Genomic DNA, 13,699 nt, shown 5'->3' with positions numbered 1-13,699 from the left:
GTCTCCCACTGTTTTTTATTCCATCGGAAATTTAATCTTATCTGCGACGCTGATTTCCTCTCCAAGCTGTACTTCAATCATATCCAGTGCCGTAATAGCCTCCACTGTATGCTTGCAACCTGCCGCAATGGTGATCACATCGCCAGTGCGGAGCACCTGCTCCATGCCGTCAACGATTGCCTTACCTTTACCAGAAACTACAGTCCATACTTCCTCGCGGTAGTTATGCATATGGTAAGTCATATGCTCGCCAGCTCTCATGGAAACCTTGACTGTCATAGAACCAGGCTGAACATCGATAACTGTATAAGTACCCCAAGACTTCTCAGCATACATTGCCTCTGTTTCGATTTTTTCCACATAAGGCTTCATATAACCGCTGCGTTCTTTATCAGCGATTAAGATACCATCACCACTGGCGGCAACAATCATATCCTTGCAACCCATGCAGAGAATCGGGATATTCAGCTCATTCACCACATTAGTATTCTCACAAGTTTCATCCAGAATGGCCTTACCCTTGGTCTTATCCGCCATGACCTCTGCCATCATGTTCCAAGTACCGACATCCTTCCAGTCACCGCTGTAACGGAGAACCTGAATGCTGGACTCTTTCTCGACCACAGCATAGTCAAAGCTAATCTTAGTCAGGGTATCATATTTATTGAACAGATCACGATAATCTTCAAAGTCGATCATGCTGTGTGCTTTGTCCAACAAATAGCCCAGCTTGAACGCAAAGATACCTGCATTCCACAGCGCACTCTGAGCCAGATATTTCTTAGCGTTTTCCACATCCGGCTTTTCCTTGAATTCCTTAACCTTGCTAACGTTTTCGCCGCTTTCAGGAATAATGTAACCGTACTTCTCACTAGGATAGGTCGGCTCAATACCCATCAGAGTCAAATTTGCACCGCCCTGCTCCGCCAGTTCTTGTAGGGTCTTAACGGCTTCGTAATAGGTATTATCTACATAAGGGTCAACCGGGCAGACAACAACAGCTTCATTCTCATCAACGCCCAGCTCATCGTGGAGATAGGCCGCGGCCAGTGCGATGGCAGGGAACGTATCACGGCGGCAAGGCTCTACACAAATAGAAGCCTTTTCACCCAACTGGTTTTTAATGGCACTTGCCTGTGATTTGCTAGTCGCAATGGTGATCTTTGCATCAGCATCTACCGTAGTAATCTGACGGTAAACACGCTGAACCATAGATTCATACTCGTCATTATTCTTGAACAGTTTGATAAACTGCTTGCTACGTACATCGTTGGAAAGGGGCCAAAGACGCTTACCAGAACCACCGGAAAGTAAAATAATATTCATAATTTTTTCTCCTCTATTCATTAATGCAAGTACTCTTCGGCACTCTTACGAATTTCTATTTCCACAGCTTCAGCAGCTTCCTTGTTTTCTGCACTGACTGAAATATAAGTTTTGAGTTTCGGCTCCGTACCGGAGGGACGCACCACGATGGAACAGTTATCTTCCAGCAAAAATTTGAGCACATCGGACTTGGGCAGACCGTCCAGCCCTGGTGCATAATCCAGCAGCTTGACGACCTTCTTTCCGCCAAACTCCTTGATATCGCCGCGGAATGCCTGCATGATGTTCTGCATCTTGGCAAAACCGGCACTACCATCGAATTCATAGCTGTGCAGCGTGTTCAAGCAGTAGCCGTAGGTCTTGTACAGTTCGTCCAGCTTATCTAACAGGCTGATGCCCTGAGTAGCATAGTAGCTGAACATCTCACAGATCATGTAGGCACCGTCTACACCGTCCTTATCGCGGACGTAGGAGCCGGTCAGATAGCCATAGCTTTCTTCAAAACCGAACACATAGCTGTCCGCCTTGCCGTACTGTTCCAGTTTGCCGATCTGCTCACCGATGAACTTGAAGCCGGTCAGCACGTTGATGGTGCGCAGACCATAATGAGTCGCAATCTGTTCACCCATATCCATCGTGACAATGGTCTTGACCATGACTGGGTCTGCGGGCATCTTGCCGTGCTTCACACGCTGACTGCAAATGTAGTCCAGCAGTAGCATGCCAGTCTGATTACCGGTCAGCAGCTCGTACTCCCCTGCCTTGTTCTTGACGGCGATGCCCACACGGTCACAGTCGGGATCAGTCGCCAGCAGCAAGTCAGCATTACACTTTTGGGCATACTCCATGCCCAGTGCCATAGCTTCCTTGATTTCCGGGTTGGGATATGGGCAGGTCGGGAAGTTGCCATCCGGCTGCTCCTGCTCCTTGACAACAGTGATATTGGTGTAACCCATTTCTTTTAAGGTACGGGTCACAGGTTTCAAGCCGGTGCCGTTCAGCGGACTATACACGATGGCCACGTTCTTGTTGACTTCTTCGCCAAAGAGAACAGACTGGCTCTTGACCTGCTCCACGAAAGCCGTATAGACCTCGTCCGGAATGTACTGGATGTTGCCGCTTGCCATTCCTGTTTCAAAGTCGCTGTTCTTGACGTCGGCAAAAATGTCCAGCTTCTCGATCTCGGCAAGGATTTCTGCAGCGGCCTCAGTGGTAATCTGGCAGCCGTCAGCACCATAGACCTTGTAGCCGTTATACTTGCTGGGGTTGTGAGAAGCCGTCACCATGACACCGGCAGAGGTGTGCAGATAACGGGTCGCAAAGGACACGGTCGGAACCGGCATCAGGACAGGCCAAATATTGACCTTAACGCCATTCGCTGCAAACACGCCTGCGGCGACTTTTGCAAATACATCGCTCTTGATGCGGCTGTCATAACCGATGGTCACAGACGGCTCTGCAAAGTTCTTTTTCAGATAATCGGCCAGACCCTGAGAAGCCTTTGCCACAGTATAGATGTTCATACGGTTCGTGCCTGCGCCGAGCACACCGCGCAGTCCGCCAGTTCCAAAGGCAAGATCACGATAAAAAGCATCCTCAATTTTTGTATCATCCAGCGTTTTCAGTTCAGCGGCGACATCAGCATCCGCAGTTGCATTCACCAGCCATCGCTCGTATTTTTTTTTAATATCCATAATAATCTCCTCATCTTCTGTGCATCTTTTTAGTCACGCTGGAAAATATCTCTCGTATAAACTTTTTCTTTCACATCATCCAGACACTTGTCATAGCGGTTTGCGATGATGGCGTGGCTCATTTCCTTGAACTTAGCCAGATCATTAACCACTACTGATCCAAAGAAAGTCTCTCCGTCTTTCAAAGTCGGCTCGTAAATGATTACCGTTGCGCCCTTGGCCTTGATGCGCTTCATAACGCCCTGAATAGAACTCTGGCGGAAGTTATCGCTGTTGCTCTTCATGGTCAGGCGGTACACACCGATGGTCACAGATTTTTCCTGTTCCTTGTCGTACTCGTTATCCTCGTCATAACCATAATAACCAGCCAGCTTTAGGACACGGTCAGCGATGAAGTCTTTACGAGTTCTGTTACTCTCGACAATAGCCTCGATCAGGTTCTCTGGCACATCTGCATAGTTAGCCAGCAGCTGTTTCGTGTCCTTGGGCAGGCAGTAGCCTCCGTAACCGAAGGACGGGTTGTTGTAGTGGCTGCCAATACGAGGATCAAGGCAGACACCGTTGATAATCTGCTGGGTGTTCAACCCCTTGCTCTCTGCATAAGTGTCCAATTCATTGAAGTAAGCAACACGCAGAGCCAGATATGTATTGGCGAACAGTTTAACTGCTTCTGCCTCGGTGAAGCCCATGAACAGAGTGTCGATGTTTTCTTTAATTGCACCTTCCTGAAGCAGACCAGCAAACTCGTGAGCTGCCTCGACCAGACGCTCATCGTTCAGATCAGTGCCAACAATGATACGGCTCGGATACAGATTGTCATACAGAGCCTTAGACTCGCGCAGGAACTCCGGGCTGAAGATGATGTTCTTGCTGTTGAACTTTTCTCTTACACTTGCGGTGTAGCCCACAGGGATAGTGGACTTGATGACCATAATCGCTTCAGGGTTATACTCCATGACCAGCTTAATCACAGCCTCAACCGCAGATGTGTCAAAATGTTGAGTGTGGCTATCGTAGTTGGTAGGTGCGGCGATTACAACAAAGTCCGCATCGGAGTATGCAGCCTTTGCATCCAGTGTTGCGGTCAGGTTCAGGTCTTTCTCAGCCAGATATTTTTCGATATAGTCATCCTGAATCGGAGACTTGCGGTCATTGATCAAGTCCACCTTCTCCGGGATAATATCCACAGCCGTCACCTGATGGTGCTGCGAAAGCAATGTAGCAATTGACAAACCAACGTAGCCTGTACCCGCAACAGCGATTTTATAATTTCTCATCGTTTTTACTCCTCCTGTCCTTTTCAAAGACACTCATTGAAAAGGAAATTTTCATCTATTCACACATCAACCTGATGTTCCAACTTGCTAATTTTTATTCCAGCCAACACAAAGAGCGGATAGGCTCATACACCTGTCCGCTGACTGTCACCCCGCCCTCATGGTCGAGATTTCTTCCTGTGCGGCATTTCTGCCGCTCAGAAAGATCAGTCGTTCATTCTTCGGGTAAGAAAATATGAACTTCGGGTTGCGGAGCCTTTCATTCTCTGCCGTACCCTTGTCCCTACTATGACAGCCGCGTTATTCCTCTTTTTTCTCTCATGCACTCTCCGGCAAAGCTTTCTTCCGCTCCCCTTCCAGCACTTCTTTCAATTTCTCAACCTGTTCCGGCTTCAGCTTTCCCGGTTCCTCCCGCAGCAGTTTTTTCTGCAGATACCACCATCTGCCCAGCCAGAAGCCCTCATTCGTTTTATACTTCGCTGGAATGTTCAAATCGCCATACTTTTTTTGATATGCTTTCACGCATTCCAAGCGAGCCTCCCACTGCTCTTCCCGGGACAATCGAACCGTTTTCGCTTTTGCAATCGGCTTTACCCACTGCATCCCGATGGTATCCAGCATTGCAATGCGTTCCGGAGTCAGTTTTGTGCGGACATCGCTATTTTCCCGCCGGACATGGCGCAGAGTCGCCATCCATCTACCTAGTTGGAGACCCTCCTCTGTTACATAGCCAGTCGGAACATCCAAATTGCCGTGCTCATGGTAATAGCGTTCTGCCGCATGATATTGCTCCATCCAACGGCGGTAATTCCGTTCGCCCCAGTTCATGCCGATCTGCTCCAACCGGCGGATCTGTTCTGTACTCAGCAACCCTTTCTGGTAAGCATCTTTCTGATAGGAGATCCACGCGCCCAGCTTCAAGCCACTCTCGGTAATATATTTCGTCGGAACTTCCAGATCAGCATATTGCTCATAGTAGACCGCTGCTTCTGCATAACCGCGCTCCCACTTGGCACTGACTGCATTCCACGCCATTCCAAGAGCATCCAGCTGGCGAATTTCTTCTTCGGTCATCCGGCCATTGGAACAATCTTTCCGCTTTGTCATGATCCAATGCCCCAGCGCAAAATCATCTTTCGCTTTGTACTTTGCGGGTACCAACAAATTCCCGTGCTCTTCAAAATACGCCTTAGCGTGTTCTAATCCACGTTTCCACGCAAATTCTGCACGGTCATCCCAAATCATTCCGAGGCTGTCCAATCGCTGGATTTGCGCTTCGGTCAGATTGCCACTACGTTTTCCATTCCGGATCAGCCGCTGCAGCTGCACCCAGGAGCCAAGGTTCAAACCCGCCAGAGTACTGTACTCCACAGGTACCCGCAGATTTCCATGCTCAGCGTAGTAAATGCTGGCCTCGGAAAAATAGTGATCCCAAGTGGATGACAAGCTGGCCTGCAGCCGCTCAAACAGCACCCGGCAGTCCTGCACCTGCTCGATGACCTCAAAATGTTCGGTCACAATCTTGCTGCCCTCGCCATTGGCAAACAGTCGATGAACCGCTTCGTTGAGTTCTGACTGAATTCCCGAGATGCTGCTCAGACCCTCAAAATTGTTCACCACATCCAGAATCAGTGGTGTCTTGCTGTCTCCCGCTGTTAATGCTCGGCCGATCTGCTGCTTATAGATGATGGGCGAAATCGTAGGTCGGAACAGGATCACGCCCGAAATGCCCTCCACATGGACGCCCTCGTTGAGCATATCAATGCAGAACAGCAGCTTTAAACGTTTGCTTGGGTCTACCTTGAAATCTGCGAACGCCTGATCTGTGCCGGGATCGTCTGAATAAGCTTCGTACACTGCCACATCCGGATTGACCCCGGTGAACCACTCCGGCACATGGGACACCATCTCATCCATGTGCTCCTTATTGGCGCAGAACACGATGTACTTTCCGCTCCTGTTTGTGATATGATGAGCAAAAACTTTGTCAAGTCCATCTGCTTTTTCCAATGCTCGGCGAAGTGCATCCAGGTACTTTTGGTTCACATCCTGAATTCCGGCAGAGCGCAGATTATCAATTCTGTTCTGATATCTTGTCAGCTCTTTCTGATACTGATAAACGGTCGTTACATATTTCGGGGCAGGCAAAATCCCCCGGACAATAGCTTCGCCCAGGGTCATTTCCGATGCAATGTGGCCGTCAAACAGTTCCTCTGCCATATCACGGTTGTTATCAAGGTAGCGGATATTGGTAGCACTCAGACCCAGTATTTTCGCGTCAGGGCAGAGCTTCAGCAGTTCCAGTGTGCTTGCACCCCAGCACTCGGCACCCACACGGTGAAATTCATCCAGGATGATATAGGTCGGATTCAGCCCTGCAATAGCTTCTAGTTCTTCGGTTGCGCAGCACATCAGCTTGGCATAGGTGTAGAAGTGCACATTTGCCAGCGAAATGTCCGGGGCTTGCCGCTTCAGATTTTCAATCTGAGTCTTAAAGATATACTCGCTGGGTGACAGCCAGAAAATGGTATCAGCAGGATGCTCCTCGATGAGCTTGAACGCAATATAGCTCTTGCCTGTTCCAGTAGGATGCACAATGGCCGCTTTGCCGCACTCCTCCATCATCTGCACTGCTGAACGGTAGGCATTCTCATTATGTTCAAACAGCTGCAACAGCACGCATCTCACCCCCAGCCGCAACTCCGGGGTATCTTCCATAGTAATAATGGAGGATACCTGCATTTCGACGTAATTGTATTAAATCGCCTTATATTTTATCATGAGAGTATAGAAGTTGCAATAGATACAGGCAAAGTAAAGCTGTAAGTCTGACAAAAAAACATCGTTTAAACTAATACTTTCTCTTAAAATTGGCTATTTTATCCCAAAATCATTTGTGAAAGAAATATCTTATCGAATAAGTGGTCAGTTGGGAGTCGAGTACAGGAGGGTTTGCAATGGCAAGGCGTGGCGAAAACATCCACAAACGGAAGGATGGTCGGTGGGAAGGACGGTACATCAAGGCACGCACGCCAGACAGAAGAATTTGCTGGGGCTATATCTATGGCACAACATACGCGGAGGTCAAACAGCGGCTCATTCATAAGAAGTCAGAGTATGGGGGATTTCAACTCATAGATGCCCACTTGACTTTCACAGAGCTTGCCGAGGCTTGGCTGCAGTCTGTCAAATGTGGGCTGAAAGAATCCACTTGTGCCCATTATCAGTACACACTGTACAAATACGTTCTCCCCATCTTGGGCACAGTGCCAATCTCAAGACTGGAAGAAAATATTTTGGAACAGGCCCTGCAGAAAATAATCGCGCCACCTGATGGACAGCACAAGGAACTTGGCTTCTCCTCTGCCAGAGAATGCCTATCTATGGTACGTCGTATTTGTAAGTACGCTGTGCATCTAAGGCTGATTCGACCGATGGAGTTATCTGTCCGTCTGCCGCAAGAGAAGAGCCATTCAATGACACCGCTCTCTGTAGTAGAGCAAAATCGGCTTCGCACCTATGTTTTATCCAATCCGACGCCCCGAAAGCTCGGCTTGCTACTTGGCATAGAATCCGGTTTGCGAATTGGAGAGGTCTGTGGACTGAAGTGGGACGATTTTGATCTGAAAACCGGAACAGTGCAAATCAAACGGGCGGTAAGCCGAATTCCCTGTGGTGACGGACATACCAAAATTGTGATCCAGACACCCAAAACTCGTACATCCCGACGGGAGATTCCACTCTCAAAGCACATGGTCCAGGCACTCAAGATTCTTCAAAAAAGTTACCCATCGGATGCGTGGTTCTTATCAGGCAACACGATTAAACCTGTAGAGCCGCGCTGTTATCGGAAGAGTATCAAAACCTATCTGAAACAGGCGGCAGTACATCAGGTACGCCCTCATGTTCTCCGTCATACTTTTGCCACTACCTGTCTGCAGTCGGGATGTGACATCAAGACTCTCAGTGAGCTATTAGGTCACGCAAATGCCAATATCACCCTGCAGCGGTATGTGCATTCTGATTTATCACGAAAACGGCGGGAGATTCAACGCATCTTTTCCAGAAGATAGAGCGTCCATCCGCAGTCAGGCCAATCAAAAATCAGCGGGATATCACTGTATCTTGGCAGTATTCTTCCATTATTACTATGGAAGATACCTTTTTTATTTTTGAAACGCTCACTTCCAGATTCATTACGCGATTGCGTACTGTCAAAAGGATAGAACATTTCAGCTTTATACGCAAGTGCGTATACGTGGGTGCGCACATCTCTATACAATTTTATTAGAGGTGATGCTGCATGACGGTAAAGGATGCTGTTGTTAAACGTTTCGAACAGCTTTGCGATCAACGAGGAATTCGGCCCAACGAACTGGCCAATCTTTCCGGGGTCACGCCGTCCACAGTCTACAGTATGCTTGACCCTGCTCGCCAGCGGATTTCCATTGCTACTATTAAGAAGTTATGTGACGGTCTTGAGATCACACTTGGCCAATTTTTCTCCTGCACGCTTTTTGATGACTTAGATCAGGAACTACAATAAATAAAAACCGCTGACAGCCTGCAATCTGCAAGACTATCAACGGTTTTATTGTCATTCAAGGCTCTTACAAAATGGTGTAATCGTGGTGTAGTAAGCCACGCAAAACACAAAATTTCAATTCACCATCGTTATTATTTTGCATTTTCAAAGATATTGCCGTGGCAGATAAAAAGCACTTTTGTCATACCAAAATATTTCCTTATATCGTATCATTTTGAATTTTGCACACATGCGTGCAAAATTCAGTTCTGCTTCAAGAACTCCCGCAGCACATCCTCTGGGCGGGGTGTATGGTTCGGGTACTTTTCCCGCAGCGGTGCGGCGGCACCATCCATAATGTAGGGCACACCCACAATGTCCAGCATCGACACATCGTTATAATTGTCGCCAAAAGCCATCACATCGGCAAGGGCGATGTCCAGAGTCTTGCAGATGCTGCGCACACCGATGCCCTTGTTGGCAAAGGTGGTGTCGATCCAGTACGGCCCTGCCACAGCGCAGTTCGCCTCTTTCCATCGTGGGACAAACCGTTCCGTGTAAGATTCTACGCCTTCGTGCAGATACACCGATACTTTTGTGATCTCCTCCGGCACCTCGGAAGGGTCATGAATGATTTGATAATTGTTCCCGATGAACTGAATACGCTTGCGCATTCCCAGACCCCGCTCCATCAGGTAGGCGGTATTCTGACCGGAGAGCATCACTTCGCCCTGCCCGTCGCTGCGGGTCCACAGGTCGTTGGCGATTTCTTCGGCCAATGCACGCGGCATCGGATTCTTGGCGATGCACTGTTCGTCCTTATAAATCACACCGCCGTTTTCGCAGAGAAACACACAACAGTCTGCCACCGGTGCAAAGAGCTTGCGCAGGCTGGTATACTGCCGACCGGATGCCGGGCAAAACAGAATGCCGCGCCGATGCAGCTCCCGTATCTGCTCAAAGATCTCGCTTTCCAGTTCCTTTTTTCCGTATTGCAGCAGTGTACCGTCAATATCGCTGCAAATCAGTTTGATTGACATTTTCCGTCCTCATTTTTCAAGATAATTTTAGGCAATTCCCCGGCATCCAGAACACGGACACCTTCGTCCATCAGCATCTTGGCAAAAACGCCCTGTCCGGGAATCTTTGTCCCGGAAAACGTTCCGTCGTAGATTTCCTTCACGCCGCAGCTGGGACTGCGGGATTGCAGGATGGCAAGCTCCACCCCATTTTCTTTTGCGATGGCAAGGGCTTTGGCTGCACCTGCCCGGAACTCCCGGTCCACATTGATGCCCTCTTTGTTCGTGACAACGCCCTGCACGATTTCCGCCGGGCACCGCGGTGTGGGCAGGCCGCCCAGCACCTCCGGGCAGACCGGAACCACCTGATGCCCCCGCGCAAAATCACAGACCGCCTGATTGTAATTGTTTCCGCCGCTGTATTTGCAGTTTTCGCCCAGCAGGCAGGCGCTGACCAGAATCTTCATTGTTGCGCGCTCCGTCTTTCAGATACTGAATCCTTTCCCTATTCTACCACGCTTTTGGGCATTGAAAAAGAGGATTTTGCTTTTTCCTATCCCCATACCGGGAGGTCCGCCGTAATCTTTTCTAATTCCTGTGCAAGAAACGTCAGTCTTTCCCTCAGATGGTTGTTATACCAGGATAATGCATGCGGATTCAAATTAGACTTTATTGCACAAAAGCGAATTTGCTCATAAATTACCACAGAGTATTTTTTCCGTCAAGTCCTTTTTTGCGGCGGAACGTGACAAATTCACACAACAAACTCACAAGAATGAATATCTGCACTCGAATTACACATATTTCACTATAAACTCGTTTCAAAAACATCAATATGTCTTAGTTTGCAGCGCAACCATATCAAATTTTCTACGTTTTTCACAGGTCTCATTTTCACGATTCCACACAAAAAATTAAACGCTGTCAGCGTTTAACAAACGCATAGAGTGTGCCTGCTCATTTTATCCATCCCATTTATACACAGTTCCGAACCAAAAGAACCGCATAAAGTTCTCATCAAAAAACAGGGAGTGACATCAAATCACTCCCCGTTTGCATTGATTGTATCAGAGTTTCGTCATCCAGAGCCCATGCAGGTTGCAGTATGCGTAAACAGCCACCGGCTTTTCACTTCCCAGTTCAAACCCCACGTTGGGAGCCTGCCCCGGATTCAGATAGCGGATCTGCCCGCCGTTCTCAGTCTCCACAAAAATCCACTGAATATAGTGAACATCCGCCATGGGGTGCTCCACCGCGCCCACTGTGACCGTGAGACGACTGCCGGAAAGCTCTGCCACCGGCAGATGCTTCTCGCCGCTGGCTTCCACCGTATTGGGAACCAGCTCTTTCATCTTCTCCCCGCAGCAGACCAGCGGAACGCCTGCGTTATGGATGGTAGTGACGAGGTTGCCACAGTGATTGCAGATGTAAAACTTTGCCTTCATATCGAAATCCTCCATTGGAATGTTATCGGTGTGTTTCTTGTGTCTATATGATAACATTTCCTATTTATGATTTCTGTGACTGAATCACGCAAAGCGTTTTTCTGCCGTCTTCACCCTTCCCTCTGCTCCACGATTTCCAGACTATCCCTCCCTACATGGCAGAGCAAAAACAGCACTTGCACACCTACGGCCTTTGCTTCGGCCAGTGCCGTACCAAACTCCGGCTGTGTGCTGACATTTGGCCGCACCTCGGTGATGCCTTCCATCTGAATCACGAAAGCCACTGCGCATTGATATCGCTTCTGTTGTGCCTGTGCCAGCTCGTGCAGGTGCTTCACGCCGCGCTCGGTAGGTGCATCCGGGAAGTAGCCAATGCCATCCACTTCCAGCGTGCATCCCTTGACCTCCAACAGATACTTTTGCTCACCCTTTTCCATGTAAAAGTCAATGCGGGACTTCCCATAGGTGAATTCCGGCCTGATATCGTCGTAGCCCTGTTTTGCAAGCCACTCCCCTACCACCTTATTGGGTGCCTGACTGTCCATATTGACCCAGCCGAGGCCCTGCTTGTGTACCGCCACAAGGTCGTATTTTGTTTTGCGTTTCGGGTTATCCGACACTTCCAGCCGAACCGCCGTGCCGGGCAGCAACAGTTCCCTGCACCGCCCGGTGTTCTTGACATGGACGGTTTCCACTGCTCCATTCACTTCCACATGGGCAATAAAGCGGTTGGGACGGTCAACAAAAATGCCGTCTGCGATTTCTCTGTATTTCAATCTTTACTCCATTTTCAGTACAGAATTCGGGAGCCATGCCCATCCTGTTTACCAAGATACAGTTCCACGACCATCCTGCCGCTTTCACTGTTGCAGAGTTCTTCCTTGCAGTAGCCGCAGAGTTTTCCTTCCGCTTCCGATACGTAGCGGTGCAGCGATTCCTGCAGGTCTTTCGGGATGCTGCTCCATGGAATGACATAGCTCATGCCCGTATCCCCCACATCCACGATGCAGGCCCGTTCACTGTCCTCATCGGATAAAATCAGGTTCACCAGAAACACATCCGCAAACGGTGCCCCCTGATACTCTGCCTTTTGCCGTCTGCGCTCCGTCCGAAGCTCATCCAGCGCTTGATTCAGGTCATTCTCAGGCAGTGTGGATTTATACAGCAGGATATGCAGTTTCTGCTCCACCGCTTCACTGTCATTCTGACCGTTGGCCGGGAGTTCTACATCTGCATGGATGGTGCAAATTTGTTTCTGCATCGCAGTGCGCAGAGTTTCCAGTTTCTGCTGCCGTTCTGCTTCCAATTGCTGTGCGGACTTTTGATGTACTTCTTTGGCTTCTGACTGTTGCGCAGCATGCTCCTGCTTGGGCTCTGGCTTAGGCTTTGACCATTCGCTGTGCTTTTCTGCGTCAGCCTCCGAAACGTTTTGCCCTAGTACAGTCGGCACCGACGCGTTTGGGGCACTGTTTTGTGCTGCCGATGCTTTCTGTGCCGCAGAAGGACGCTCCGTTCTCTTTGGTTTTACCGACCGCGTTACACCTGTGCTCGTGCTTTTTGCCTCCGGCCTTGGTGTTTTCACCGCAGGAACAGCATTTTTAACACTTTCCGGTCGAACCCGTGTCTGCGTCTGCCAGAAATCGCTGCCGGTGCGCTGATAATAGGACTTTTCCGCTCGTTTCCGGCTGCTGCGCACACCATCACAGATCCACGAAAAAATCAGGTAGCGCTCCAGTGTGTTCCAAAAGCTGCTGCGCCGATGGCAGGGTTTATGCCGTCCACGGGACGCATACACAATCACTGACAAGCATCCGAAGAACAGAAATCCTGCCGCAAAACCGATCCCTGTAAACAGCTTTTTGAAAAAGCCCATCTCTCACACCTCTTCCGGTTACAGCCTTGCCTGATACACCCGCTCCGTCCGGGCATCGAAGCAGCAGAAAATCACCTGCATGGCGTAATCCGCGTGATCTTCCAGCCACTGTGCCACTGTTTTGACTGCAATCTCCGTGGCATCTTCCAGCGGGTAGCCATACACGCCGGTCGAAATTGCCGGGAACGCAATGCTATGGAGTTCATACTCTTTGGCAAGGTCCAGCGAATTGCGGTAGCAGTCCGCCAGCTGCGCGGCATCCTCTGCTGTGCCGGAATAAATCGGCCCCACTGTATGAATGATATACTTTGCTCTCAACCGGTAGCCCTTAGTGATTTTTGCTTCTCCGGTGCGGCAGCCGTGCAGCGTGCGGCACTCCGCCAGCAGTTCCGGCCCTGCTGCCCGGTGGATGGCACCATCCACACCGCCGCCACCCAGCAGACTCCGATTGGCCGCATTCACGATGCCGTCACAGTCCAGTTTAGTAATGTCACCCTGCACCACTTGAATCTGATTTTCGACTTTTTCGGAAATCATTGT

General features: G+C 49.5%; 12 protein-coding genes. 2 read left to right on the top strand and 10 right to left on the bottom strand.

All coding sequences use genetic code 11. The annotated features are described in order from the left end of the window. Positions 1-15: 15 nt before the first annotated feature. The 4 genes from C4N22_RS05575 to C4N22_RS05560 form a co-directional block, all read right to left on the bottom strand. Positions 16-1,326 (bottom strand): sugar phosphate nucleotidyltransferase, encoded by a 1,311-nt coding sequence (locus tag C4N22_RS05575; RefSeq protein ID WP_112148275.1) that lies wholly within the window; start codon positions 1,324-1,326, stop codon positions 16-18. 20 nt (positions 1,327-1,346) lie between these two features. Then, on the bottom strand, positions 1,347-3,020 hold the full coding sequence (locus tag C4N22_RS05570) for a phospho-sugar mutase (protein ID WP_112148274.1): 1,674 nt from the start codon (positions 3,018-3,020) through the stop codon (positions 1,347-1,349). Positions 3,021-3,049: 29 nt separating this feature from the next. Further along, the gene (locus C4N22_RS05565) at positions 3,050-4,297 is read right to left on the bottom strand and encodes a nucleotide sugar dehydrogenase (RefSeq protein ID WP_112148273.1); all 1,248 of its coding nucleotides are present in this window, start codon (positions 4,295-4,297) and stop codon (positions 3,050-3,052) included. A 318-nt stretch (positions 4,298-4,615) separates the two neighbouring features. Continuing rightward, positions 4,616-6,976 (bottom strand): Helicase associated domain protein, encoded by a 2,361-nt coding sequence (locus C4N22_RS05560; RefSeq protein WP_242980957.1) that lies wholly within the window; start codon positions 6,974-6,976, stop codon positions 4,616-4,618. Between the two features lie 278 nt (positions 6,977-7,254). Between C4N22_RS05560 and C4N22_RS05555 the strand changes: the two genes are divergently transcribed. Both C4N22_RS05555 and C4N22_RS05550 read left to right on the top strand, forming a co-directional pair. Beyond that, positions 7,255-8,370 (top strand): tyrosine-type recombinase/integrase, encoded by a 1,116-nt coding sequence (locus C4N22_RS05555; RefSeq protein WP_022256815.1) that lies wholly within the window; start codon positions 7,255-7,257, stop codon positions 8,368-8,370. 230 nt (positions 8,371-8,600) lie between these two features. Continuing rightward, positions 8,601-8,843 (top strand): helix-turn-helix domain-containing protein, encoded by a 243-nt coding sequence (locus tag C4N22_RS05550; protein WP_112148272.1) that lies wholly within the window; start codon positions 8,601-8,603, stop codon positions 8,841-8,843. A 242-nt stretch (positions 8,844-9,085) separates the two neighbouring features. Here C4N22_RS05550 and C4N22_RS05545 read toward each other — a convergent pair whose 3' ends face one another. From C4N22_RS05545 to C4N22_RS05520, 6 genes are all read right to left on the bottom strand, one after another. Then, complete coding sequence (locus C4N22_RS05545) at positions 9,086-9,862, bottom strand: HAD hydrolase family protein (RefSeq protein ID WP_112148271.1); 777 nt, start codon at positions 9,860-9,862, stop codon at positions 9,086-9,088. Next, positions 9,847-10,308, bottom strand: a complete 462-nt coding sequence (locus C4N22_RS05540; protein ID WP_005932409.1) for a DUF523 domain-containing protein — start codon at positions 10,306-10,308, stop codon at positions 9,847-9,849. Before C4N22_RS05540 ends, C4N22_RS05545 begins: the two co-directional genes overlap by 16 nt. 600 nt (positions 10,309-10,908) lie before the next feature. Beyond that, a complete protein-coding gene (locus tag C4N22_RS05535; RefSeq protein ID WP_112148270.1) occupies positions 10,909-11,286 on the bottom strand; it encodes a desulfoferrodoxin family protein in 378 nt (125 codons plus the stop codon). A gap of 110 nt (positions 11,287-11,396) precedes the next feature. Continuing rightward, entirely contained in the window at positions 11,397-12,062 is a 666-nt protein-coding gene (sfsA, locus tag C4N22_RS05530) for a DNA/RNA nuclease SfsA (RefSeq protein WP_112148269.1), read from the bottom strand. Positions 12,063-12,076: 14 nt separating this feature from the next. After that, complete coding sequence (locus C4N22_RS05525) at positions 12,077-13,159, bottom strand: hypothetical protein (protein WP_112148268.1); 1,083 nt, start codon at positions 13,157-13,159, stop codon at positions 12,077-12,079. An 18-nt stretch (positions 13,160-13,177) separates the two neighbouring features. Continuing rightward, positions 13,178-13,696 carry an O-acetyl-ADP-ribose deacetylase gene (locus tag C4N22_RS05520; RefSeq protein WP_112148267.1) on the bottom strand — a complete coding sequence of 173 codons (519 nt, stop codon included), beginning with the start codon at positions 13,694-13,696 and terminating at the stop codon, positions 13,178-13,180. Positions 13,697-13,699 lie beyond the last annotated feature (3 nt).

The organism is Faecalibacterium prausnitzii (assembly GCF_003287495.1).
Taxonomy (GTDB): Bacteria; Bacillota; Clostridia; order Oscillospirales; family Ruminococcaceae; genus Faecalibacterium; species Faecalibacterium prausnitzii_I.
Note: the sequence above shows the minus strand (reverse complement) of the source record. Positions and strands in the feature narration are given on the sequence as shown.

Excerpts from the sequence above, each read along its gene's own strand:
- C4N22_RS05575 (WP_112148275.1), bottom strand. The coding sequence starts at position 1,326 with ATGAATATTATTTTACTTTCCGGTGGTTCTGGTAAGCGTCTTTGGCCC.
- C4N22_RS05570 (WP_112148274.1), bottom strand. The coding sequence starts at position 3,020 with ATGGATATTAAAAAAAAATACGAGCGATGGCTGGTGAATGCAACTGCG.
- C4N22_RS05565 (WP_112148273.1), bottom strand. The coding sequence starts at position 4,297 with ATGAGAAATTATAAAATCGCTGTTGCGGGTACAGGCTACGTTGGTTTG.
- C4N22_RS05555 (WP_022256815.1), top strand. The coding sequence starts at position 7,255 with ATGGCAAGGCGTGGCGAAAACATCCACAAACGGAAGGATGGTCGGTGG.
- C4N22_RS05550 (WP_112148272.1), top strand. The coding sequence starts at position 8,601 with ATGACGGTAAAGGATGCTGTTGTTAAACGTTTCGAACAGCTTTGCGAT.
- C4N22_RS05545 (WP_112148271.1), bottom strand. The coding sequence starts at position 9,862 with ATGTCAATCAAACTGATTTGCAGCGATATTGACGGTACACTGCTGCAA.
- C4N22_RS05540 (WP_005932409.1), bottom strand. The coding sequence starts at position 10,308 with ATGAAGATTCTGGTCAGCGCCTGCCTGCTGGGCGAAAACTGCAAATAC.
- C4N22_RS05535 (WP_112148270.1), bottom strand. The coding sequence starts at position 11,286 with ATGAAGGCAAAGTTTTACATCTGCAATCACTGTGGCAACCTCGTCACT.
- C4N22_RS05525 (WP_112148268.1), bottom strand. The coding sequence starts at position 13,159 with ATGGGCTTTTTCAAAAAGCTGTTTACAGGGATCGGTTTTGCGGCAGGA.
- C4N22_RS05520 (WP_112148267.1), bottom strand. The coding sequence starts at position 13,696 with ATGATTTCCGAAAAAGTCGAAAATCAGATTCAAGTGGTGCAGGGTGAC.